General features: G+C 58.4%; 17 protein-coding genes and 2 pseudogenes. 10 read left to right on the top strand and 9 right to left on the bottom strand.

Translation table 11 applies throughout. The features are described 5' to 3' along the window. Nucleotides 1-15: 15 nt before the first annotated feature. The 3 genes from CKW21_RS03485 to CKW21_RS03475 form a co-directional block, all read right to left on the bottom strand. Nucleotides 16-747, bottom strand: a complete 732-nt coding sequence (locus CKW21_RS03485) for an SGNH/GDSL hydrolase family protein (protein WP_095192630.1) — start codon at nucleotides 745-747, stop codon at nucleotides 16-18. 153 nt (nucleotides 748-900) lie between these two features. After that, on the bottom strand, nucleotides 901-1,383 hold the full coding sequence (locus tag CKW21_RS03480; RefSeq protein ID WP_095192629.1) for a hypothetical protein: 483 nt from the start codon (nucleotides 1,381-1,383) through the stop codon (nucleotides 901-903). Nucleotides 1,384-1,651: 268 nt separating this feature from the next. Next, nucleotides 1,652-2,221, bottom strand: coding sequence for a chorismate mutase (locus CKW21_RS03475; RefSeq protein ID WP_095192628.1), 570 nt, complete (start codon nucleotides 2,219-2,221; stop codon nucleotides 1,652-1,654). Between the two features lie 149 nt (nucleotides 2,222-2,370). Between CKW21_RS03475 and solA the strand changes: the two genes are divergently transcribed. Continuing rightward, nucleotides 2,371-3,549, top strand: coding sequence for an N-methyl-L-tryptophan oxidase (gene solA / locus CKW21_RS03470; RefSeq protein ID WP_095192627.1), 1,179 nt, complete (start codon nucleotides 2,371-2,373; stop codon nucleotides 3,547-3,549). Between the two features lie 9 nt (nucleotides 3,550-3,558). Here solA and CKW21_RS03465 read toward each other — a convergent pair whose 3' ends face one another. Together CKW21_RS03465 and CKW21_RS03460 are read right to left on the bottom strand one after the other, a co-directional pair. Then, on the bottom strand, nucleotides 3,559-3,849 hold the full coding sequence (locus tag CKW21_RS03465; RefSeq protein WP_095192626.1) for a hypothetical protein: 291 nt from the start codon (nucleotides 3,847-3,849) through the stop codon (nucleotides 3,559-3,561). A gap of 118 nt (nucleotides 3,850-3,967) precedes the next feature. Continuing rightward, complete coding sequence (locus tag CKW21_RS03460; protein WP_095192625.1) at nucleotides 3,968-4,333, bottom strand: hypothetical protein; 366 nt, start codon at nucleotides 4,331-4,333, stop codon at nucleotides 3,968-3,970. 344 nt (nucleotides 4,334-4,677) lie between these two features. On the opposite strand from CKW21_RS03460, the gene CKW21_RS03455 reads away from it, so the two are divergent. Beyond that, nucleotides 4,678-6,351, top strand: coding sequence for a hypothetical protein (locus CKW21_RS03455; RefSeq protein WP_095192624.1), 1,674 nt, complete (start codon nucleotides 4,678-4,680; stop codon nucleotides 6,349-6,351). 125 nt (nucleotides 6,352-6,476) lie between these two features. Here the strand turns inward: CKW21_RS03455 and CKW21_RS03450 are convergent, their stop codons facing one another. Beyond that, nucleotides 6,477-6,929, bottom strand: a complete 453-nt coding sequence (locus CKW21_RS03450) for a hypothetical protein (RefSeq protein ID WP_095192623.1) — start codon at nucleotides 6,927-6,929, stop codon at nucleotides 6,477-6,479. Between the two features lie 104 nt (nucleotides 6,930-7,033). Next, on the bottom strand, nucleotides 7,034-7,951 hold the full coding sequence (locus CKW21_RS03445; protein WP_095192622.1) for a LysR substrate-binding domain-containing protein: 918 nt from the start codon (nucleotides 7,949-7,951) through the stop codon (nucleotides 7,034-7,036). 358 nt (nucleotides 7,952-8,309) lie between these two features. Between CKW21_RS03445 and CKW21_RS03440 the strand changes: the two genes are divergently transcribed. Then, nucleotides 8,310-8,762: an Ohr family peroxiredoxin gene (locus CKW21_RS03440; protein ID WP_095192621.1), complete on the top strand. Its 453-nt coding sequence runs from the start codon at nucleotides 8,310-8,312 to the stop codon at nucleotides 8,760-8,762. Between the two features lie 274 nt (nucleotides 8,763-9,036). After that, a complete protein-coding gene (locus CKW21_RS03435; RefSeq protein WP_218274031.1) occupies nucleotides 9,037-10,242 on the top strand; it encodes an epoxide hydrolase family protein in 1,206 nt (401 codons plus the stop codon). 156 nt (nucleotides 10,243-10,398) lie between these two features. Here CKW21_RS03435 and CKW21_RS03430 read toward each other — a convergent pair whose 3' ends face one another. Then, nucleotides 10,399-11,349: a GlxA family transcriptional regulator gene (locus tag CKW21_RS03430; protein WP_095192619.1), complete on the bottom strand. Its 951-nt coding sequence runs from the start codon at nucleotides 11,347-11,349 to the stop codon at nucleotides 10,399-10,401. 241 nt (nucleotides 11,350-11,590) lie between these two features. Here CKW21_RS03430 and CKW21_RS03425 point away from each other — a divergent pair, with 241 nt between their 5' ends. The 3 genes and pseudogenes from CKW21_RS03425 to CKW21_RS31695 all read left to right on the top strand — a co-directional run. Further along, entirely contained in the window at nucleotides 11,591-12,010 is a 420-nt protein-coding gene (locus CKW21_RS03425) for an organic hydroperoxide resistance protein (RefSeq protein ID WP_095192618.1), read from the top strand. A 173-nt stretch (nucleotides 12,011-12,183) separates the two neighbouring features. After that, a complete protein-coding gene (locus CKW21_RS03420) occupies nucleotides 12,184-13,047 on the top strand; it encodes an NmrA family NAD(P)-binding protein (RefSeq protein WP_170948623.1) in 864 nt (287 codons plus the stop codon). A 395-nt stretch (nucleotides 13,048-13,442) separates the two neighbouring features. Further along, nucleotides 13,443-13,601 (top strand): annotated as a pseudogene (locus tag CKW21_RS31695) (IS110 family transposase); the annotation flags it as partial. A 298-nt stretch (nucleotides 13,602-13,899) separates the two neighbouring features. Here the strand turns inward: CKW21_RS31695 and CKW21_RS03405 are convergent. Beyond that, a pseudogene (locus tag CKW21_RS03405) lies at nucleotides 13,900-14,364 on the bottom strand (tyrosine/phenylalanine carboxypeptidase domain-containing protein); the annotation flags it as partial. Between the two features lie 463 nt (nucleotides 14,365-14,827). Between CKW21_RS03405 and CKW21_RS31620 the strand changes: the two are divergent. The 3 genes from CKW21_RS31620 to CKW21_RS03395 form a co-directional block, all read left to right on the top strand. Then, nucleotides 14,828-15,406 (top strand): aminodeoxychorismate/anthranilate synthase component II, encoded by a 579-nt coding sequence (locus tag CKW21_RS31620; RefSeq protein WP_256590104.1) that lies wholly within the window; start codon nucleotides 14,828-14,830, stop codon nucleotides 15,404-15,406. Between the two features lie 54 nt (nucleotides 15,407-15,460). Further along, nucleotides 15,461-16,930, top strand: a complete 1,470-nt coding sequence (pabB, locus tag CKW21_RS31615) for an aminodeoxychorismate synthase component I (protein ID WP_256590103.1) — start codon at nucleotides 15,461-15,463, stop codon at nucleotides 16,928-16,930. Nucleotides 16,931-17,043: 113 nt separating this feature from the next. After that, on the top strand, nucleotides 17,044-24,965 hold a 7,922-nt coding region (locus tag CKW21_RS03395), incomplete at its 3' end, for an amino acid adenylation domain-containing protein (protein ID WP_170948622.1).

The raw sequence follows: 24,965 nt of genomic DNA, 5'->3' as shown, positions 1-24,965 counted from the left end.
GTTTTTTGTTGTTGTTCAAAGCGTGTCTGATGGGCTTTCAGCCCTGTGACGGGCAATGGCCCGCGCGGCGTCATCTGCCCAGAGACTGTAGATCGGCGGCCCCGGATGAAAACCGTCCCGCGCCATGGAACCGGTCACGGGGGCCAGTCGGGTCGTCAGTAGCGTACAGCGATCCGTGCGCTGCGCCAGTTCGGCAAGGCGCTGGTTGAATCGCGCCGCCCGATTGCCCAGATACCAGCGTAGCGGTTGCGGCAATGCGGGAAACAAGTGCATCGGCGGAAGAGGGGAGATGATGATCAACCTGACTGAGAACTTGTCGACCAGCACTTTCATCAACTGCTGTTGCCGGGCGATCCACTGATCCGCCGTCAGCATGCCGGTGACATCATTGACGCCGATGGACAGCAGCGCCACATCGAAGGGTTCTGGCGCGTGCTGTTCGAGTCGATCCAGCAGCGCTTGCGAGTCAAGGCCGGACTGGGCCCAGAGCTTCCAGCAAACCTGGTAAGCCTTGGCCAATCGGCTGACCAACTGGCCACTCAGCGCATCGGCCTGGCTCGACGCCCCGACACCCGCCGCCGCGCTGTCGCCAAGGATCAACAGACGCAGGGCTTGACCCTGGCCGGCCAGACCTTCGCGCTCGCCCTCGGCCTCCGGCAGTTTCGGCGTGATGCGGCGCGTGTAGACGCCCTGCATCAGCAGCAGGGGGCCGAGCATGATTTTGGCCAGGGTTTCGGTCTTGCTCATGTCAGGGGGCCTGATCGGGGAGGGTCGCGACTCATACGGCAAGGCTGCCAGATTCACTTCTACCGCGTCACGGGTCATATCAGCCGAAAATGGCGCAAAAAAAGCCCGGCTGATCAGGCCGGGCTTTTTGGGTAGTGCGGTTTAGCGATTTGTTTAGGCGACGGTGTTGCCTTTCAGGCGATCAGAACCATCAGCGGCGATGGTGTTGCCTTTCAGGCGATCGGAACCATCAGCGGCGATGGTGTTGCCTTTCAGGCGATCGGAGCCATCAGCGGCGATGGTGTTGCCTTTCAGGCGATCGGAACCATCAGCGGCGATGGTGTTGCCTTTCAGGCGGTCAGAACCATCAGCGGCGATGGTGTTGCCTTTCAGGCGGTCAGAACCATCGGCGGCGATGGTGTTGCCTTTCAAACGATCCGAACCATCGGCAGCCACAGCGCGTTTTTCGAGCAGGCGATCAGCGCCACCTTCAGCCACACGATTCTGGATCAGACGATCCGAACCACCTTCAGCCACACGGCTTTCGATCAGACGATCCGAGCCGCCTTCAGCGACTACAGGTTGAGCAGAGGTCGCGGCGAAAGCGTTCACTGCGAAGATCGAAAAAGCGATGCTGAGAATGGTTTGGCGTTTCATGATCGTGTGCTCCGGGGGGTATTTGGTTGGTATGGAGCAGATGTTACGCCGCACAGTTTTTAAGAGAACTTCATTGAGTTAATGGTGACTATTGACGCAGTCAATGGTTGGTTCGCTGATCCCCTGTGGGAGCGAGCCTGCTCGCGAATGCGGTGTGTCATTCAACATTGATGTGACTGATCTACCGCATTCGCGAGCCGGCTCGCTCCCACAGTGTATCTCTGGCGCTCAGATGATCTGTGTACACCGAGCCCGGTTTCAGCCCCTATCACTGATCCGTGACACACAACTCCCCCGTGGCCCGAATCAGGGCCTGGCCATGCAGGGCATCCTTGATCAGGCTGGAGCGCTGTTCGGCCAGCCAGTTTGGGCATTCAGGGTCGACGCGATAGGGCACGAAGTCGGCGTATTGCTGCAACAGCCGGGTCTGCAGCTCATCCAGTTTTAGCCGCAGTTGGTTGAGGTCCGGACGCGGCAGGTCCGGTGCCTTGTGCGCCGCTTGCCATTGCGCGATCAAGCCGTACTGCACCAGTTTGTTGGCTTCGATCTGCGCAGCGATCAGTTCAGCGGCATCATCCGGGTCCAGCCTGCGTTCGGCGGCCTGCTTCCTGGCGTTGGCGATCACCGCCGTTTCCCGGGCAGTATCCTGGATCGGTTTGCCACTGTCCCACTTGGTCAGCGCCACCTGATCGGCAATGTTCAGACGCTCGTTGATGGTTGCCAGCAACGGTTGCAAGGCCTCGGGCGCCGTGGAGGGCGTGGCGGCGTGGGCGCCGCTGGCGAGTAATCCGAAAAGCGCGCAGGTCAGCAGTTGCGGCAAGCGGGGGCAGTGGAACATAGGCAAACCTCTTGGGCTCGGGATGCACAGCAGGCCCCTATGTAACACAGCTGAGCCAGATGAACGATAGTTCAACGGGCTCTTTCGCACAGGACCGACTCTGGTGCAGGCTACAACCTTGTCGTTTTCGCCATGGGAGGCGCAGGTAGATGCAAGACCGGTATGACGTAGCGGTGCTGGGGATGGGCGCGATGGGCGCCGCCACCCTTTACCAACTGGCGAAGGCGGGGAGCAAGGTGGTCGGCGTCGACCGCCACCATCCTCCGCACGACCAAGGCTCAAGCCATGGCGATACGCGGATCACCCGGCTCTCGGTGGGCGAGGGCGCGCAATACCTGCCCATCGTCCGCAACTCGCACCGGATCTGGCGCGAGCTCGAAGCCTTGTCCGGTGAGTCGCTGTTCGAGCAGTGTGGCGTGTTGGTCATGACCTCGCGCCCTGACGATGACGCGAACGATCCACCCGACTTCACCCAGCGCACCTTGCAACTGGCAAAAGCCAATGGCATCGCACATGAAGCGCTGTCGGCGGAACAGATCCGCCAGCGTTTTGCGCAGTTCTCCCCGGTGTTGGATACCGCCGTCGGCTATTTCGAACCCAGTGGCGGCTATGTCCGCCCGGAACGCTGCATCGCGGTGCAACTGCAACTCGCCGAGGAACGTGGTGCCACACTGCTCAAGGGCGAAACTGTCACGCAGATCACCTCCGACGAGCAGGGTGTCACCGTCATCACCGACCAGCGCACGATTTACGCCGATAAAGTGGTGATCAGCGCCGGCATGTGGTCCAGGGAATTGCTCGGCCAACCCTTCGACCGTTTGCTCCGGGTTTGCCGGCAAAAGCTGTTCTGGTTTGAACTGGAAGAAGGTGCCTGTTTTGCCCCGGTGTCGCCTACCTTCATCTACTACCACGGCTCAGGTGATGATGACTCGAACTATGGTTTTCCACCGCTGCCAGGTGAGGGCAGCCTGAAAGTCGCCACCGAGCAATACAGCGAAGAATCTTCGCCAGACACACTGGACAGAACCATCAGCGCAGCCGAAGCCCGGGACATGTTCGACACCCACGTACGCGGCAAAATTGCTGGCGTCAGCTCACGTTTGGTCAAGTCGGCGGTGTGTGCCTACACCGTCACCCCGGACAGCCATTTCATCATCGACGAACACCCGACCCTGAAAAATACCCTCGTGGTGTCCGCCTGCTCGGGCCATGGTTTCAAGCACTCCGCGGCATTGGGCGAGGCGCTGGCGCAGTGGTGCATGCGGGGGCGCAGCGAGCTGGATCTTTCAGCGTTTTCACTGAAACGCTTTGACGGGTTGCAGGATTGAACAGCCGGTTCAGCCAGCGGCGAGCAAACGTTCGACCTGCGCCAGTTCCCAGGTGCTGAGCAAACTCACCGGGTCTGTACCGTAGCGCTGCCCGCCGTCGAAGACCCGACCGTCCGGGCTTTGGCAATGCAGGCAGTGGCGCAGGTGCCCACCGTCGACATCGAGGGTCAGACGCCAGCCTTCGATGTCGACCCGCACCAGGCCCGTTTCGGGTTGTTCACCGACGCGCTTGAGTGGGCGAAGGTCGAGAGCGGCGTCGCGCAATGGCTGGTAAACCTCACGGGCGGTCAAGGGCGGCACGAGTGTCTCCGGTAACTTTGCGGGGGCACAGGATAGACGATGGGCTGATTGAAAGAGAGCACGAAAAAGCCCGGCTGATCAGGCCGGGCTTTTCGGAGGGTGCGGTGTAGCCATTTACTTAGGCAATGGTGTTGCCTTTCAGGCGATCCGAGCCATCAGCGGCAATGGTGTTGCCTTTCAGGCGATCCGAGCCATCAGCGGCAATGGTGTTGCCTTTCAGGCGATCCGAGCCATCAGCGGCAATGGTGTTGCCTTTCAGGCGGTCAGAGCCATCAGCGGCGATGGTGTTGCCTTTCAAACGATCCGAACCATCGGCAGCCACAGCGCGTTTTTCGAGCAGGCGATCAGCGCCACCTTCCGCCACACGGCTTTCGATCAGACGATCCGAGCCGCCTTCAGCGACTACAGGTTGAGCAGAGGTAGCGGCGAAAGCGTTCACTGCGAAGATCGAGAAAGCGATGCTGAGGATGGTTTGGCGTTTCATGATCGTGTGCTCCGGGGTGTTGTTGGTTGGTATGGAGCAGATGTTACGCCGCAGGATTTTTAAGAGAACTTCATTGAGTTAATGGTGACTATTGACGCAGTCAATGGTTGTTCGGTGATCCCCTGTGGGAGCGAGCCTGCTCGCGAAGAGGGCGGTACATTCAACTTCAATGTCGCCTGACACGACGCCTTCGCGGGCAAGCCTCGCTCCTACAGAGACCGGCTGCCATGTTATTGGCTCCCCCGGTGGCGGATGCAGCCTGTCGTCGGCTGCGCCACCCCATCGAGACCTTGGGGGTATGCTGGTTCGACCCAGTTCCACGCTCTGATCGAGAGGGTAAACCGATGCACGACTATTACGATTTGGGCACCTACAGCCGCCCGGTGACGACGAACTCGTCGCAGGCCCAGCTCTGGTTCGACCGTGGCCTGGTGTGGTGCTACGGCTACAACCACGACGAATCCATCCGTTGTTTCCACAAGGCCCTCGAACACGACCGCGATTGCGCCATGGCCTGGTGGGGCATCGCCTATGCCTCGGGTCCCAACTACAACAAACGCTGGGACGCCTTCATCGAGCAGGAGTTGAAAGAGGCCGTGGCCGAGGCTCGCCGGGCGACGCAAGCCGCATTGACGCACCTCGACCGTGCATCACCGGTGGAGCAAGGGCTGATCCGCGCGCTGGAGCAACGCTACCAGGCCGATGAGGCGGCCAGCGTCGAACAACTCTTCAGTTGGAACGATGCCTACGCGGCGTCCATGCGCGATGTCTACAGATCCTTTCCCGACGACCCCGACGTGGTAGCGCTGTTTGCCGAAGCGCTGATCGACCGCACGCCCTGGCAGTTGTGGGATCTGAAAACCGGTCAACCGGCAGCGGGCGCCGATACCCTGGAAACCGTCGCCGTGCTGGAAAAAGCCCTGCAACGCATGGAGCGACACGGCGATACACCGCACCCTGGTGTGCTGCACATGTACGTCCACACCATGGAAATGTCACCGTATCCCGAACGGGCGCTGCGTGCCGGCGATGTCCTGCGCGACCTGGTGCCGGACGCCGGGCACTTGCGCCATATGCCGTCGCACATCGACGTGCTCTGCGGCGATTATCGCGGGGCCATGATCACCAATCACCGGGCGATCCAGGCCGACCGCAAATACCTGGAACAGCAAGGACCGATCAACTTCTACACCCTGTATCGCAGCCACAATTACCACTTCAAACTTTACTCGGCGATGTTCCTCGGCCAGTACCATCCGGCCCTGGAAGCCGCAGACCAACTGGCTTCGACCATCAAGGAGGAACTGCTGCGGGTGGAACAACCCCCCATGGCCGACTGGCTGGAAAGCTTCGTGTCGATGAAGGTCCACGTGCAGATCCGCTTCGGCAAATGGCAAGACATCCTCGCAACAGAACTGCCTGTCGATCAGGCGCTGTACTGCGTGACCACCGCAATGCTGCACTACGCCAAAGGCGTGGCCTACGCCGCTACCGGCCAGGTCGCCGCCGCCGAATCCGAACAGCACCTGTTCCTCGAAGCCTGGGCTCGCGTGCCGCAAACCCGCTACCTGTTCAACAACCAATGCGTCGACATCCTGGCCGTGGCCGGCGCCATGCTCAACGGGGAAATCGAATACCGCAAAGGTCACTTCGATTGCGCTTTCCATCACTTGCGTCAGGCACAAGAACTGGACGACAACCTGCCGTACGACGAACCCTGGGGCTGGATGCAACCGGTGCGCCACGCCCTGGGCGCGCTGCTGCTGGAACAGGGGCGGGTGGAAGAAGCCCTGCAGGCGTACCGCGCCGACCTCGGCCTGGACAGCACCCTCAGCCGCGCCTCCTGGCACCTGGACAATGTGTGGAGTTTGCACGGCTACGTCGAATGCCTGAAGCGATTGGGCCGGGATACTGAAGCCGCTGCTGCGAAAATCCGCCTGGACCTGGCCAAGGCGCGGGCGGATGTGGAAATTAGCGCGTCATGTTTTTGCCGGGTTGGGAAGGTGTGTTGCCAGTGAAATAGTGAACACATCAGTCCCCTGTGGGAGCGAGCTTGCTTGCGAAAGCGGCGAATCAGACGACTCTGTACTGCCTGACACGCCGCTTTCTCGAGCAGGCTCGCTCCCACAGGGGGTGTGGTTTTTTACTTCACCGTGCTGTTTTGCTTGATATCCCCGCAAAATATATCGGCGTTGCCATCGGTCGCTGCCGATCGCACGACGATGGAGTACCCACCCGACAGCAAAATCGGCAGTGCGACCGGTGCGCTTCTTGAGAAGGTCCAGCCGCGCACGGGTTGGCGTTCGGTGTTGACCTTGTCATTCATGGCGTAGGCCACGGGGCCGGGTTGTTGGCAGCTGCCTTTATTGATAAAGGAATAAAGGCGCAAGGGTAGAACCGCGCCGCTTGGGACACCGCTGATGAAGAAACTGAGTCCGGTTTGCTTGTCCCAGTCGGTCAAGGTCACATTGCCGATCTGCCCCGGGTTTTGCCGAGTGGCGGTCAGTGGAACGTTCACGCCATGGTTTGACGAAGTGGCGCAGCCGAAGAGGCTTGCGGTGATGATCAGAGCTGCTAATGATTGTCCGGGATTCATTGCCAAACTCCTGTGCTTAAGACGTGCCATTGGAGATTAGCGGGTATCGCGCATTCATCACGTCTCGGGCTGTGCCGATGTGAGTTCATCGTGAGGACGCGGGCTCACGCCTTGGCCCGGTGACGCAGGCGCGAGTAGGAAATCAGCATGCTGGTCAGTTCTTGTGTGACTGGGGTGAAGGGTGAGACGCGACGGCTGATCAAGCACACCGCCCGCGATTCCAATGGCTCGCGTATCGCAATGCTGGTCAGCGATGAGGAAAACAGCTTCATGCCGGGCAGCAGGCTGGGCTCGATGGTCAGGTAATCCGTCTCGGAGACGATATGCAGGATCTCCAGCAACGATTCGGTCGTGATCGCGATCTTTGGGGCTGGCAAGCCTTCGGCTCTGAACAGCTCGACCAGATGATTCTCGGCACTCCCGACAACCCCGGCGGGCCGGACGCTGATCCATTGGCAATCGGCCAGGTCGCGCACTGAGCGAGCATCCGCCAAGGGGTGGCCCCTGCGCGCAATGACGCCTGCTTTCGAGCTGTAAAGCCGTTCAATGTGCAGGTCGGTATCGCTGACGTCGGCGCTCAGTGGGCACATCACAAAGTCGAGCCGGCCAGCGCGAATCATCTCGATCAGCATCTTCGTCTTGCCACTGGCGACGTGTAACCGCACGTTGGGAAAACGATGGGTGAAACTGCTGAAGACCGGCATCAAGCACGCCGCCAGGGGTTCCGCCGTGACACCCAATGCGATCTGACCTTCGGGCAGGCCATTGCACTGTCGCACGTCTTGTACCGCGCGATCGCAATCCAGAATGATCGAGCGCGCCCGGGTCAGGAACACCTTGCCGGCCACGGTCAGGCTGATGCCCTGATTGGAGCGCACCAACAAGGTGACCCCCAGTTCTCTTTCCAGGCTTCGAATCGACTCGGTCAACGTACTCTGGGCAGCGTCCAGTTCTCGTGCCGCCGAACGAAAGCTGCCCATGTCGACAACCGAGCAGAAGGCGCGAAGCTGGATCAGCTTCATGAAGCAGTGATCCAGTTATTGCCGTTGTGGCCACAGCAAGCGTGCGCGATAGAGGTGAAGAGTGTTTGGCTGCTTCCAGTGTTCATGGCTGAGTCTCCAAGGGTAGGGGGATGCGTTTATCGTTATCGATTAGATCGTATGCGATGTATTGATGTTCAACCAAAGACCGGGTGATGTCAAAACTAATCTTGCGTCCTGGCGACGGGCGGTGGAGCAGGGGGATGGGCGGAAAAGCCGAAGATGATCGGTTTTTCCGTTCTGTTCGGTCCCTCGGGCGTGTCTATAAAATCAATGCTGTCAGATAGTTACGTGTCTTCTTGGCTATTTGATTCTCATAAAAAACTTAAAGGAATCACCGATGAGCAACATCGAAAAAGTCCTGGTCACCGGCAAAACCCACACCACTCTGAGCAGCTCCGGCAGCACCTCGCGCGGGCATAATGGCAACCTCGATATCCAACTCTCGATCCCCGGGAGTGCCGAACCGGCCCACGTATTCGCCGCCACCCAACCGCACCCGACGGCCGAGCAGTTGTTTGCCGGCGCATGGTCGGCCTGCTACATCGCGGCGGTCGGCCTTGCGGCCAAAGCCTTGAAGGTGACTGTTCCAGCCGACGTCTGCGTCGATATCGAGATCGACCTGGGTCAAGCCGGCAACGCTTACCTCCTTCAGGCCCGGCTGAATCTACGGCTGCCAGGTCTGACGCATGAGGTCGCGTCCGCTGTCGCACATGCCGCGGATCAAATGTGCCCCTACTCGAAAGCAACCCGCGGCAACATCGACGTTGCCTTGAATGTCCAGACGTCGTGATTGATATAAATAACTGACTTTCCAGGCGTGTTGAAACACCAACCTGAATACCTGCTTATCGATACTTCCCAGTAAAAAATATAACTGACGGCAAGTTGGTCGAGAACATTTTCAATCGAAGGCGGGCTCGGCGTGACGTTGCGTCGTGGGAATCTGCATGCCAAAAAACATCAAACAAACCTCCCTGAGCAGACGCAAGTTTTGCGGCGTTGCCGCGGTGACATGTGCGGCTGCACCCTTGGGTTTACTCGGTTTTTCAATCAGGACTGACGCTATGACGAATACTTCAAACAAGACAGAGAGTGTTTCCACTGCAATACGTCCCTTTCATTTCAGCGCTAAAGAGTCGGAGCTTTCAGAGTTGCGCAGACGTATAACAGCGACGAGGTGGCCGGATAAGGAATTAGTCAATGACTCCTCTCAAGGGGTACAACTGGCGGCCATCCAGAAATTGGCCAAACATTGGGCTACCCAATACGACTGGCGAGTTATTGAGTCGAAAATAAACGCCGTTCCGAACTTCATCACCCACATTGATGGCCTGGATATCCATTTCATCCATGTCCGCTCTAAACACGAGAATGCGCTTCCACTATTGATGGCGCACGGATGGCCCGGGTCGGTGATCGAGTTGATGAAAGTCATCGGTCCACTCACTGATCCAACGGCGTACGGCGGCAATGCTTGCGATGCGTTCAGCCTGGTGATTCCATCGATGCCGGGTTACGGCTTCTCGGAGAAACCGAAAGTGACCGGCTGGAATCCTGTGCGTATCGCCGATGCCTACATCGAGTTGATGCGGCGTCTTGGGTACACCCGGTATGGGGCGCAAGGAGGTGACTGGGGCTCTATCGTCGTCGACCTGATGGCTGTGAAGGCGCCGCCTGGCTTGATCGGCATTCATTCGAACATGCCCGGCGTCATCCCGCCTGACATTGATGCGGCCTTGTTTCGCGGCGAGCCGGTTCCCGCTGGTCTGTCCGAGGAAGAACAGTTCGCGGCGAATCAACTCGCCAACACCTACAAACACATCGGCTACGCCATCATGATGGGTGACAGGCCGCAATCGCTGACAGGCCTGGCAGATTCACCGGTCGGCCTGGCGGCCTTCATGCTCGATCACGATCCCAAAAGCTACGAAATGATTGCGCGCTCCATCGACGGTCAACCGGAAGGCCTCACACCCGATGACGTCCTCGACAACATCACGCTGTTCTGGCTCACCAACACCGCCGTTTCCTCGGGGCGGCTCTATTGGGAAAACAAATCGACATTCTTCGCGGTCAAGGGCGTCAACATCCCGGTGGCGGTCAGCGTGTTTCCCGATGAACTGTATGCAGCGCCGAAAAGCTGGTCGCAGAAGGCTTATCCCAAGCTGGTGCACTACAACAAACTTGCCAAGGGCGGGCACTTTGCCGCGTGGGAGCAACCGGCGCTTTTCTCACAGGAAGTCCGCGCTGGATTCAAGTCGCTGAGGTGAGCGACACGTACATAGGCCTCTAAGACCTGATTTGGCGTGTATTGATCAGGAGGCTCGGTTCGGATTGTTGAGCGTCAGGCGTGAAAGCGGTCCGAACCGTGCGGGGGCTTTTCATCGAGTCTCGCGTACGGGTCGGCATTGACCCGGTTACCGAAGCTAAAGCGCGACACTTCGAGCATCCCGGCGCACCGCCTGGGGGGGCACACCATAACCTCGCATAAAAGCTTCGCGCATGTGTCGACGATCGCGAAACCCGGTTTCCCTCGCGATCATTTCCAGAGAGTGGCGGCCTTGCTCGATCATTAACCGCGCAGCCTCCAGCCGCAGACCTTCAATGGCCTTCGCTGGCGATTGCCCGGTTTCCGAGGTGAACACTCGGGTGAATTGGCGCGGGCTCAAGTATGCGGTCTCTGCCAACTCCTCTACGCTGAGCGGCCGCGTCAGGTTTTGACGCACATAGTTCAGCACGTTCTGGATGCGATCCGACTTGGGGGCCAAGTCAAGCATCTCTGAATGTTGCGATTGCCCACCCGAACGGCGCTGGTGCATCACTAAATTGTGCGCAACCGAACGCGCTACGTCTGCCCCAAGGTCCTTTTCTACCATTCCCAAGGCGAGGTCGAGTCCTGCGGTCATGCCGGCAGAGGTCCAGATGGGGCCGTCGATAATGTAGATGCGGTCATCGTCGACATCGATGTTCGGATAGCGCTTTTGCATTTCCTGGGCGAAAAACCAGTGGGTCGTGGCGCGGCGCCCGTCGAGCAGACCGGCTTCGGCCAAAACGAAGCTACCTGTGCAGACGCCAGCGGTGCGCCGTGCCTGATTACCGGCCTGTCGCACGAAGTCCAACACGGCCTCCACTGGCTCCGCGGTCAGTGGATCGCTGACCCCGATGATGATCCACGTGTCAGCCAGTCTGGGCGCCTCCATAGGACGCGTATCAACTGCGAGCCCCAGCGACGAGCGCACCAGGCCACCAGCCGGCGAGAAAATCTCGATCGTGTAGAAAGGGCTCTTCACAACGAAATTGGCGTATTCGAACACCGTCTGCGTCGCCAATGAAAGCATCTGGAACCCATCCGTCAGCAGATAGCCGATGCGGTGCATACACGTTTCCTCCGATGTCCTAAAAGACGACCATAAACGTCATTTAGGACGTCGTCAAATCGGTGCAATATCAGCTTCAGGTTCACTCTCCCTCGGAGATCCAACATGACTAGCTTCCACTGATTCAAATGTAGGGGCACGCCTGCCTCTGCAAGTTAACTATTTAGCTATATCGGGCTTACGCCATTGCCCGATTGCACTCGCAAATAAATGGCGTATATACAATTGATAAGGTATTTCCATGATCAACCACATCGAAAATCTACTTTACACCGGCAAAACTCACACTACCGGCGGGCGTGCTGGCGAGGCGCACAGCGACGATGGTCGTCTGAACATTCAATTGTCGACGCCAGGATCCTCCGGCGCTGGCACCAACCCCGAGCAGTTACTAGCTGCTGGTTGGTCATCGTGCTTCATCGAGGCCATTGGAAAAGCGGCTGTCAAACTGAAAATACCGCGTCCCACGAATGTCACCGTTGATGCCGAAGTGGATCTCGGCATGACCGGCGACGCCTATCTCCTGCAAGCACGCCTTAATGTCAGCATCCCCGGCGTAGATCCTGAAGTTGCTCGTTCGCTGGTCGATACCGCGCACTCTACCTGCCCCTATTCGAAGGCAACTCGCGGCAATATTGATGTTGAAATCAACGTGGTCTAATTCCGGCTTTTAACTCAGATTACCGTCTGATTTGTTGCGCTGGAACCGTGGCATCAATGAATACTCTGTCGATAGAAACGGTGCGCTAAACCCAGCATGTGACGATCCCAATGTGCGGGGAACTTCGAGTTCTCTAATGAAGTTCCCTTGCCTACAAATAGAGGTGCTTACTGATGAAAACTTTTCTGGTTACAGGCGCTACCGGCGCAACAGGTTCTCCGACTGTCAAATTCCTGCTGGAGAAAGGTCATCGAGTAAATGCGCTTGTTCGCAGCGAAGATGCGCGCGCCCAAAAGCTTCGAGATCAGGGTGCTAATGTCTTTGTAGGAGATCTGCTAAACCTCAAGCACGTTCGCACGGCGATGGAAGGCGTTGATGGGGCATACTTCTGCTATCCGCTAACCGCGGGCTTAGTTGAGGCGGCAGTGATATTTTCCCAGGCGGCAAGGGAACAAGGGGTAAAGCACATTGTAAATTTGTCGCAAAAGCAATCACGTCCCGATGCGCGCAGTCCGGCCACCCTGAATCACTGGATGTCCGAGCAAGTGTTTATTTGGACCGGGATCCCCACTACTCATCTGCGTATTACCTTCTTTGCCGAGTGGATGCTCTATATTGCGCCCCTGATTCAGTTTGGCCGGTATGTCACGCCATTCGACCCTGACAGCCGATTTGCTCCTTTGGCTGCAAGTGATATCGGACGCATCGTTACAGGTATCCTGACCAATCCTGAAGGGCATGGCCATCAGACTTATGAACTGCATGGGCCAGAAGAATACAGCCACCAGGAACTGGCCGGCCTCCTGAGTACTGTTCTAGGCAAAGAGGTCCGCTTTGAACAGATCCCGGTTGAGGACTTCGTCTGCCTGCTGGGTCTGGACCACGATCGCTCTTATCTTTCGCATTTCAGTGCAGTAAAGATTGACCAACGTGAAAGGCGCTTGGAAGGTTTAGACAGCATCGGCACCGCTATCATCGGCCAGCCCCTGCTGACCCCTGCGCAGTTTATCGAACTGCACCGTAATCTGCTGACTTAAACCCATCTCGGCATGGAGTATGTTAACTGACTGCTCCATGCCGACTATTTCAACTATGAAAAGGTAGGGGTGAGTTGGCATTCAGATACTCAGAATGTTCTGGTTTTTCGCAGTTTAAAATTGCCTCCCCCTTACTCTCATCTAAAAACGCAAGCATTTCGTCCTTTTTAACATCGGCGAACGATTTTATATGAGGGTTACCCAAATGCTCGATCGTAAACACATCAGTCTCGATACCGATCCGGATCTCGGTTAGAACCTCGTCCTTGCCTAAGCCAAGACGGCTAAGTAGTTCATGGAGCTTCAGTCCATTAAAGTCTCCCGAAGTGAAATACTTTTCTTCGATGAATTTGTAAACACGTTTGACTCGCGGGACTCGAATGGCTGCTTCTGGCCGGAAACCGTTCTATGAATCTTACTTGGCAAGGGGCCTGGCCAGAACTCAGGCTCTGGTCATTCTCGCCCGTAAGCTCTGCCGGGTGGCATTTGCTCTCATGAAAAATCAGAGCGAATACCAGCCAAATTTAAAGTTGCAGGGTTCCCCTGCAACATAGAATCTCCCACAGGTTTCGCGCAGGTCCCTGTGGGAGCGGAGTGCTGTTCACTTAAGAGAATCTTGAGTCTTGCCAATCCTTGTGGCGAGCGAGCTTGCTCGCGCAGGGCTGCGCAGCGGCCCCAAAAACCTGACAACCATCGCGATTTTTGTGAGTGCTACGCACTCAAGCGGGAGTGAACTCCCTCGCCACAGATTTCTTGTTTGCCTGAAAATTATCTGAAGTGAACAGCATTCCTGTGGGAGCGAGCCTGCTCGCGAAAGACGCCCAGACAACGCGGTCATTCAGACCGCCCACGTCACCCCAGCGCACTGGCATCGCTTTCATGCTGGTCTGCAAAGGCCATGAACACGTCCAGATCGAGCACATCCAGATTGATGCGGGCGATAAAGGCGGAGAAGGCCAGATTGGCGGCGAGCAACCGCAGGTCAGAGGCCCAGGCGGGTACGTAAGTAGGACCCTTGAGCCAGCCGCATTCGAACAATGGGGCAAGGCGCACCGTGTCCCCCAGGCTGAGGCGCCCGGCAAACAAATGCCCCACCAGATCCGGCCGGTTATCACGGATCGCAATGCGCAACAGCGTATGCACGCCAAGCATCCCCGTCAGATAAGCAGCATCCTTGGTAAACGCCGAGCCACCCCGCAGGTCGGCGCCACGGAAAACCCGTTGCGTCGAGCGGAACGACTCCTCCTGGGACTGCCCACCCGCCAAAAAGCCTTCAAACACCTGGATGAAGTCGGCGCCATCCAGCGCCTGCTGCCATCGGAAAAGCAAGAGCAAACGCCGGTTTGATCAATGTCGTTAGTGCGATAAAAGAAATCTAACGCATCGGCGTTTCTGATGCGCAATATTAATGATTTATCCAATTTTCCATTTTTCCAGTAGTCCAATCAATGATGTTTTAATAAAAGGCGCAAGAACGAAAATTTCTTTCATTGGCGTGATATCACCCCTGTCTTCGGTCTGTGATCTGCGTCTGAAAGTGATCAAAATTACAAGGGTGTAATGGTTATTCTGAAAAAGTCATGTTATACGTTTGTCGTTAGTGTGACGCTTAAAGGTGCGATACCGTGACGGACCACAATTTGGCTTTGGCCCAAGTGTGAAAGATCCTGTCTGTGCGTTCAAAAAAGCATGGAAAATCGCCCCTCTAATGTGTTGGGTCCGCAAGCAGTGTTTCTAATAATAAATTCATAAACTGAAACAAGACTTCAATAGGCCGATTGTGTGCAGAACACTGATCATCGATAATTTCGACTCGTTTACGTACAACATCTATCAAGCCATGGGCCAAGCGTGCGGTGAAGAACCTGTCGTGCTGCAGAATACTGCTGCCATCGAACAGATTGATTTCAGCCGTTATGACTGCATTATCGTTTCTCCCGGGCCGGGTAATCCCGCACGGGCGGAAGATGTCGGCCTAAGTGCGCAGGTCATTCTGACCAGCCCAGTACCTGTGCTGGGCGTCTGTCTTGGTCATCAATGTATTGCCCATGAGCACGGAATGACCGTTTCTCTTGCTCCGCAACCTATGCATGGCCGTATCAGTGTCATTCGACACAGCGCAACGGGGGTGTTCAAGGGACTGCCCGAGGAGCTTTCTGTTGTCCGGTATCACTCATTGGCCATCGAACGGATCAAGGGCCCGTTTGAACTAACGGCCTGGGGAAGTGACGGGATGATACACGGCATACAACATAAGACCCGCCCCCTGCACGGTATTCAGTTTCATCCAGAGTCCATCAGTACGCAGGCAGGGAGCCAGTTGTTCCGCAACTTTCGTGATATTGCGATGGCGCATTGATCACGGCTAAGACTGCACACCAATAAAAATCGGACATTCACCGATGGGGGCATAATGATCTCAGCGAGCGTTCTGTTCAGAGTGTTGCCGGCTTGTTCAGATGCACTGACAGTGTTTCAGCAACTTTTTGGCGACTCAGCCAATAAGTTTCTGTTGGAAAGTGCCGTGGTTATACCCGGTTTTTCGCGGTTTTCGTTCATGGGTGATGACCAGGGGCCGCAGGCGGAAAGTATTACTTATGATGCGATCGAACGTCAGGCGCAAGTGGTGCGTGGCGACTCTGTGCAACATTTCGAAATAACTAGCCTGTTTGATTTTCTGCAAACCCGATTGCAGGAAAGAGTGGTCGAATGTCCGGTCGAATTGCCCTTTGATTTCAATCTGGGTTATGTCGGTGTGTTCGGTTACGAACTCAAGGGCGAAACCATTGGGGTTGATGCCTGGCGTTCACCGTCTCACGATGCGGCATTGATATTTGCCACCCGATTGATCGTGATAGACCACCTTGCAGGTAAAACCTGGCTGCTGCACCTGGCATCCAGCGAAGACGAGTCTGCGCTCGCCAATACCTGGTTCGATGACGTGGAGGCTACGCTGCAAGGGCTTGCATCTGCGGCAACGGTGAGCCAGCCCACCACCGGTAAACGCTTCTCCATTGATGATGTTCAGCACTGGATCGCCCGTCATGCGTACATGCGTCATGACAAACCGGCCTACCTGAGAAAAATCGACGAATCGCTGACCGAGATTGCCCATGGTGAAAGCTATGAGATTTGTCTGACCAATCTCATTGAATTTCCTTTCGAGCATCCGCCGATCGAGCTCTACCGCCAACTACGGGTGCAGTCTCCGGCGCCGCATTCCGCCTATTTCAACGTCGGCGACTTGCATGTGGTGAGCGCGTCTCCGGAACGTTTTCTCAGCATCGATCGGCACGGCCTGGCCGAGGCGAAACCGATCAAAGGCACCCGGCCTCGTGGCGCCGACGCCGCTGAAGATGGCCGGCAGATCGATGACCTGCTTGGCAGTGAGAAAGACCGCGCAGAGAACCTGATGATCGTCGATTTGTTGCGCAACGATCTGGGGCAGGTCTGCGCCTTGGGTTCGGTTGAGGTGCCGAAGCTGTTCGACGTGGAAACCTATTCCCATGTCCATCAATTGGTGTCTACCGTTCGCGGCACCTTGAAACCCGGCGTGTCGTCCGTGCAGTGCATCAAAGCCGCTTTCCCCGGAGGCTCGATGACGGGTGCGCCGAAGAAACGCACCATGGAAATCATCGATCGGCTTGAACAGGGCTCTCGTGGCCTCTATTCCGGGGCGCTGGGCTGGTTCGGCCTGTGTGGCGCCTGCGACCTGAGCATTGTCATCCGCTCGGTGCTGATTGACCGCGGCCAGGCTCGGCTGGGTGTCGGAGGGGCGATTACGGCGCTTTCCGATCCGGAAGAAGAGTTCATCGAAACGCTGATCAAGGCGCGCAACGTAGTGGAGGCGGTGGAACGCATGCGAATCCGCCTTGCCGTCTGAAAGCTTCTCGTCGCGCGATCCATTTATCTTCTTTATTCGAACACTGATGCGCCTGGCTTCGATCCATGCGCGGCATCAGTCATTTTTGGCCGATGAAGCCAGGGAGCTATCGTTTGAATCGCCCATTTTCGCCCTCTGATGTGTACCCCCTGACCACCGCTCAGCGGCAGATCTGGTTCGATGAAGTGCTGCACGAAGGTACGCCGCTCTACAAGATCGGTGGTCATGTGCGGATCGCTGGCAACGTCGACGTGCAACGTTTTGAGCAAGCGGTGAACAGGTTGGTGCACAAGCACGATGCGTTACGCATCGTGCTGACATCGTCTGTCGACGAACACGGTGTACCGCTGCAACGCATCGTCGATACGCTGTCGGTGGAAGTGCCATTTCACGACTTCAGCGACCGGGAGGACGCCGAGGGCGCCGCATTAGCGCTGCTTGAGGAGCGCCTGGAAACCCCCTTCACGTTGATCGGTCGGCCATTGTTTCGCTTTGAGTTGGTAAAGGTCAGTGACACGCGTTTTTACTTCACGCTCAACTTTCACCACCTGATCGTCGACGGTTGGGCGATCGGTTTGCTGGTCGAATCATTGTCAAAACTGTACAGCGAGGTCGAGGCGCAAGATCAATCTGAACCGGCGCCGACCTACCGGGAATTCATCGAGCAGGATCGGGCGTTCGAGCAATCGCCGCAACAGTTGCGCAACTTGAAGTATTGGCTGGATAAATACCATACAGTGCCCGACCCGTTGTTCACCCCCCGTCATCGCGTCATCCAACACAAAGGTATGGCGCCGGGTGGCCATGAGTGTTTGCGGCTGTCCCGTGATTTCTTCGAGCGTATCGTCGAGCTGGCACGCGCCTGCGACGCGACGCCTTTCCATGTGATGCTCGGCATTTTCCACGTCTACTTCAGCCGCACCGAGCGCCGTGACGAGTTGTCCATCGCCATACCGACGCTTAATCGCGGTAATGCCCGTCTCAAGTCGACCGCCGGCATGTTTGTCGGCGTCAGCCCGCTGCGGTTGTCGTTTGATCCGCACCTGAGTTTCTCGGCGCTGGTCACTTCTCTGGGGCGGATGCTCAAGCAGGATTATCGGTATCAGCGCTTCCCGTTGAGTGAGTTGAATCGCACGCTCGGCCTGTGGCGCTCGCAGCGCGCGCAGTTGTTCGACCTGACGGTGTCCTACGAGCGCGATGATCATGACTTGCGCTTCGATGAGGCGCAGGCGCAGGTGATCATGGGATCGAACAGGCATGAGCAGGACCCGCTGACGGTCCATATCCGTGAAAACAAATTCGACGAAAACGTCTGGATTCATTTCTTTTACAACCAGGCCTATTTCAGCCGCGGGGAAATCCGGCAGATCAGCCTTCGGCTGCAGCATATGCTTGAGCAGGTGCTGGAAAATGCCGAGTTGCCGGTGTCGCGACTGTCGCTCGTGACGGAACCTGAAATCCGCCAACTCGAGTCCTGGAACGCCACCGACGTAGCGTTTGCGCCGGCGCCGATGATCCATCGACAGGTCGAAGCGCAGGCAGCGCGCTCGCCGGATGCCATTGCCATCGAGCAAGACGGACACAGCCTGACCTATGCGCAGTTGAACACCCGCGCCAACGTCGTGGCGCATCGATTGATGGCCATGGGCGTCCAGCCTGACCAGTGCGTAACGATCTGTACCCAACGCAGCCTCGACAGCATTGTCGGGATGCTGGGGATTCTCAAGTCTGGTGCGGGTTATGTGCCTATGGACCCCGCCTATCCGGTGGAGCGTTTGCGCTACATCCTCGACGAGTCCGCGCCGAAGGTCATGCTGATCCACGATCGAACGGCGCACCTGTTGCCTGAGACCGCGATGCCGCAGCTTGATCTCGGTGACTTGCACGCCATGACCGAGGCGGAGTTTACCAATCCCGATCCCACAGGGTGTCACGGCACGTCATTGGCCTACGTGATCTACACCTCGGGTTCCACCGGCCGACCGAAAGGCGTGATGGTCGAGCACCGCCAGTTGAATAACCTGATCGCCTGGCACAACGAGCGGTTCAAGCTTGGCGAAGGCAGCCGCAGTACCTGGTTCGCCGGCGTCGGTTTCGACGCCAGTGTCTGGGAAATCTGGACGGCGCTGAGTGTCGGCGGCACGTTGTTGCTGCCGCCGTCGCACACGGTCAACGACCCGCAGGCCTTGCTGCAATGGTGGAAAGTGCAGACTGTGGATCTCTCCATTCTGATCACCCCGCTGGCGGAACTGGCGTACGCCAGCGGCCTTGCCAACCCACTGGCCAGTAACGTGCTGATCGGCGGTGATCGGTTGCGCCAATGGCCGGCCGGTCTGCCTGCCGGACAAGCATTGATCAATACCTACGGCCCGACCGAAGCCACGGTATTGGTCACTGCCGGGCAAGTGCATCAGCACGACGCGGCGCTGCACATCGGGCGCCCGGTGGCCAACACCCGGATTCACATTCTTGATGAGTTCGGCCAACGTGTTCCGCCGGGCGCGGTCGGTGAACTCTATCTCGCCGGCGCACACGTCGCACGAGGTTACCTGAACCAGCCGGGCTTGACCGCCGAGCGTTTTGTCGACGATCCGTTCAGTGCTGCACCCGGTGCGCGGATGTACAAGAGTGGCGACCTGGGACGCTGGATGGCCGATGGCAACATCGAATTCCTGGGGCGCAATGACGACCAGGTGAAGATCCGCGGTTTTCGCATTGAGTTGGGCGAGATCGAGGCCACGCTGGTCTCCTTGCCCGGCGTGCTTGAGGTGGCGGTACTCGCACGGGAGGACAGCCCTGGTGAAGTGCGCCTTGTCGCTTATTACACCGGTGCCGACGGGCTGGCCGAGGGTCTGCGCAGTCGCGCGAGTGACGCGTTGCCGGCTTACATGGTGCCATCGGCGTTCATGCACCTGACGGCGTTTGCGCTGACCGTCAATGGCAAGCTGGACCGCAGAGCCTTGCCAGCGCCCGAAGTCTGCATCAGCCATGCCTATGAGGCACCCAAAGGTGAGCGGGAGCAATCCTTGGCTTTGTTGTGGCAACAGGTGCTGGGCGTCGAGCGAGTAGGGCGTCACGACAACTTTTTCGAGTTGGGCGGGCATTCGCTGTCCGCCGTAAGGCTGATCCAGAGCATGCGTCGGCAGGGGATGAATGCCGAACCCCGCGCCCTGTTCGGCGCGCCGACGCTGGAAGCGTTTGCCCGGGAAACAGGCACCGGCCAGGAGATCGAGATCCCGCCCAATCGTATCGGCGTCGGCTGTTCGCGAATCACCCCAGACCTCTTGCCACTGGTCGAAATGAGCCAGGCGCAGATCGACGGGTTGATTGAAAACATGCCCGGTGGTGTTGCCAATGTGCAGGATATCTATCCATTGGCACCGCTGCAGGAAGGTATCCTCTACCATCATTTGTCGTCCAGCGGCGGCGATCCTTACGTGCTGCATGGGTTGTTTGCGCTGGACAATCGCGCCCGGCTCGGCGACTTCATCCAGGCCTTGCAAACGGTCATCGACCGCCACGACATCCTGCGCACGGCAGTGGTCTGGGAAGGGCTGGACGCGCCTGTGCAGGTGGTCCTGCGTGACGTGCCGCTGCCGTTGCAATGGCTGGATTTCGAGGTCCGGGACGGCGATATCATCGGCCAACTGCTCAAGCGTTTCGATGTCGGTCACTCGCGTCTGGATCTGCGCCAGGCACCGCTGCTGCGACTGGCCTGCGCCTTCGATCAAGCCAACGACCGCTGGCTGGCTTTGCTGGTGGTTCATCACCTGGCGATGGATCATGCCGGGTTAAGTGTTCTGCAGCAGGAGATGCAAACCTATCTGCTCGATCAGCGGGCACTGTTGCCTGACGCGACGCCTTACCGCAACTACGTGGTGCAGAGTCGGAACAGCATGGCCGCCGCAAACCATGAGGCCTTTTTTCGCGACATGCTGCAGGACATCGAGTCACCGACGTTACCGTTCGGTGTGGCACAGGCTCGCGATGACGCTGCGCCCATTGAAATAATCCAGCCCGTACCATCTTTGGTGGCTGACCGTTTGCGCACGCAGGCACGGGGGCTCGGTGTCAGTATCGCCAGCTTGTTTCACCTGGCGTGGGGACGGGTGTTGTCGATGCTCACGGGACGGACAGACGTGGTGTTCGGCAGTGTGCTGCTGGGGCGCATGCACGGTGCGGGTGGCGAACATGCGCTGGGATTGTTCATCAATACCTTGCCGCTGCGCTTGACGCTGGGTTCCCAGGGCGTTGCCGCCAGTGTGCGCGATACTGCGACGCGGGTGGCCAACCTGCTCGCTCATGAGCATGCACCGCTGGCGCTGGCACAGCGTTGCAGCGGGGTTGCCCCTGGCACACCGCTGTTCAGCGCCTTGCTGAATTACCGACGCAGTGAAAACCATGGTAATGGCACCGGGCCGCTGAACTGGCAAGGTATCGAACTGCTCCAGGAATATGAGCGCACCCACTATCCGCTGACGTTGTCGGTCGATGACGGGGGGCAAGGGTTCGAACTGAATGTCCAGGCGGTGACCGGGATCGATGCGCAATTGGTGTGCGACAGCGTACAGGCCGTCTTGGCCAGTTTGGCGCAGGCACTTGAATTGACCCCCGCAAAAGCCGTGCATGATCTGGTTGCGTTGCCGGCCAAGGAACGCCGGCGGGTGCTGTTCGATTTCAATGCCACCGACAGTGCCTTTGCGCAGGCGCTCACGCTGCATCAGTTATTCGAAAATCAGGTCAGGTCGACTCCCGAGGCCATCGCGCTGACTTTCGAAGACCAGCAACTGACCTACGATGCGTTGAACAGGCAGGCCAACCGCGTGGCCCATCAGTTGATCGAACTGGGTGTGCGGGCCGATGACCGAGTAGCGATCTGTGTCGAGCGCAGCCTGGATATGGTGGTCGGCCTGTTCGGCGTTCTCAAGTCCGGGGGCGCTTATGTGCCGCTTGACCCCGGATACCCGCTCGAGCGTCTGGCCCACATGATGGAGGACAGTGCCCCGGTCGCGCTGCTGATGCATGGCCAGACCCGGGGTCTGTTGCGTGTGGGTGGAGCGATCGTCCTCGATCTTGATGAAGCCCGGAATAACGCCCGGTTCCCCTCGCACAACCCGGCGCTGGCGCAGGATTGGCGGACGCTGGCGTATGTCATCTACACGTCCGGTTCATCTGGGCGACCCAAGGGGGTGATGAATGAGCATCGCGGTGTGGTCAACCGTTTGCAGTGGATGCAGCAAGCGCTGAGGTTGACGGCGCAAGATGTGGTCTTGCAAAAGACCCCGTTCAGTTTCGACGTCTCGGTCTGGGAGTTTTTCTGGCCGTTGATGATCGGCGCCAGGCTGGTGATCGCACGTCCCGAGGGCCACCGGGATGCGGTTTATCTGGCGCAACTGATCGCTCGGGAACGGATCAGCACCGTGCATTTCGTGCCGTCGATGTTGCAGGTTTTTCTGGAGCCTGCACAGGCCGCCGAATGCTGCAGCCTGACGCGTGTGGTGTGCAGCGGCGAAGCGCTGCCGCTTAGCCTTGTTCGCCGCTTCGCCACAGTGCTGCCGGACACCGGATTGCACAATCTTTACGGGCCGACCGAAGCCGCGGTCGATGTCACGGCCTGGACATGCAGCGCCGACGACAGCGTGTCACTGATTGGTCGGCCGATCGCCAATACCCGTATCTACATCCTGGATGCTCAGGGGCAACCGGTTCCGGTGGGCATTGCGGGTGAATTACATATCGCCGGTGTTCAGGTCGCTCGCGGTTACCTGAATCTGCCCCGCCTGACCGCTGAACGGTTCGTCAACGATGGGTTCAGCGAGGCGCCCGGCGCCAGGATGTACAAGACCGGCGATCTTGGACGCTGGTTGCCCAATGGTGCAATCGAGTACTTGGGGCGTAACGACGATCAGGTCAAGATCCGTGGCTTTCGCATCGAACCGGGCGAAATCGAAATGGTGCTGTCGCAGGTGCCCGGTTTGCGCGAGGTTGTGGTGCTGGCCCGGGACGACGAGCGTTCCGGTCAGCGGCTGGTGGCGTACTACACCGGTAGCGCCGTCGCTGCGCAAGCGCTACGCGAGCTAGCCGGCAATCGCTTGGCGTCGTACATGGTCCCTTCGGCATTCGTGCACCTCGATGCCTGGCCGTTGACCCCCAACGGCAAGCTCGACCGCAAAGCGCTGCCCGCACCGGACGGGGCTTACGCGCGGGCCGTCTACGAAGCGCCGCAGGGTGACGTCGAGAGCACGCTGGCCGGTATCTGGTCGCGGTTGTTGAACGTGGAGCAGGTCAGCCGTCACGACAATTTTTTCGAGCTGGGCGGACATTCGTTGATGGCGGTCAGCCTGATCGAACACATGCGCCGTGCCGGCCTGTTTGCCCAGGTGCCGGAGCTGCTCGGTGCGCCGACCCTGGCTGAATTGGCGCAGAAGGTCAGCACCGAACATCAGTTATTCAGCGTACCCGCCAACGCGATACCACTGCACGCCGAACACATCACTGCGGCCATGCTGCCGCTGGTGCAACTGACCCAGCCGGCCATCGACAGTATCGTCGCCCGGGTAGCGGGTGGCGCCGCCAACGTGCAGGACATCTACCCGCTGGCGCCACTGCAGGAAGGCATTCTTTATCACCACTTGACCGCGACCGGGGGTGATCCTTATGTGCTGCATGCGTTGTTCGCGTTTGCCGGGCAAGCGGCGTTCGAGCAGGTGGTCAGCGCGATGCAGCAGGTCATCAATCGCCATGATGTGTTGCGCACGGCTGTGCTGTGGGAAGGGCTCGATGCCCCGGTGCAAGTAGTTTGGCGTCAGTCGCCAGTGTCAATCGAACACTTTTCGGCGGACCCTCGCGAGGGTGACGTGGCGGAGCAATTGCTGCAGCGATTCGACGCTCGCCAGCGTGGCATCGACTTGGGCCAGGCACCGTTGATCCGTTGGGTTTATGCCGATGATGAGGCCAATCAGCGCGGGGTCGGGTTGCTCAGGTTCCATCACATCGTGATGGACCATGTCGCGCTGGCGTTCGTGCAGCGCGAAGTCCAGGCTATTCTGGCCGGGCAGGGCGCAACACTGGCCGTTAGCGCGCCATACCGTGATTACGTGGCGCAGGCGCGATCGAGCGGTAATGCCCAGGCACACGAGGCTTTCTTCCGTGAGCGGTTGCACGACGTCGATGAGCCGACGTTGCCTTATGGCATTGCCGGTATACAGGCCGACGCCGATCCGGTGACAGAAGCCTTGGCAAGTGTCTCGGGCGAACTGGCCCTGCGCTTGCGCACCCAGGCCCGGAAACTGGGTGTAAGCCCGGCCAGTCTCTATCACTTGGCTTGGGCCCGGGTGTTGGCGGTACTGGCGGGCCGCGACGACGTGGTCTTCGGTAGCGTGTTGTTGGGTCGACTGCAGGGCGGTGCCGGGGCGGACCGCGCCTTGGGCCTGTTCATCAACACCCTGCCGGTGCGCATCAATGCCGGTGCTGAGGGCGTGCAAAAGGGTGTGCGTCAGACCAGCCAGGCATTGGCTGCGTTACTTGCCCACGAGCATGCATCGTTGGCCCAAGCGCAGCGCTGCAGCGGTGTGATCGCGCCAACTCCGCTGTTCAGCGCCTTACTCAACTATCGGCACGGTGAGGAACAGGATGGCTTGGCGGTCGGGCGATACGTCTGGCCAGGGGTACAACTGCTGTCAGCGCACGAACGTACCAACTATCCGTTGGTACTGTGTGTCGACGATATCGGTAACGACTTCGGTTTGATCGTTCAAGCGACGCAAGGTATCGATTCGCGGCAGGTCTGCGACTTTATGCACACCACGCTGGTGTCGCTGGCCGATGCGCTGGAGTGTGCGCCGGATACGCCGATCAATGCCTTGCGGGTGTTACCTCATCAGGAACGGACCCGACTGCTCGAGGAATTCAATCCGCCGCGCTTTGACCACCTGCAACCGCAGACCCTCCAACAACTGTTCGAGGCGCAAGTCGACCGTACGCCGGATGCGTTCGCTGTCACGTTCGAGGGGCAATCACTGACGTACGCCCATTT

Origin of the sequence: Pseudomonas sp. Irchel 3A7 (assembly GCF_900187565.1) — a bacterium.
GTDB lineage: Bacteria > Pseudomonadota > Gammaproteobacteria > Pseudomonadales > Pseudomonadaceae > Aquipseudomonas.
This window is presented reverse-complemented; position numbering and strand designations above follow the sequence as displayed.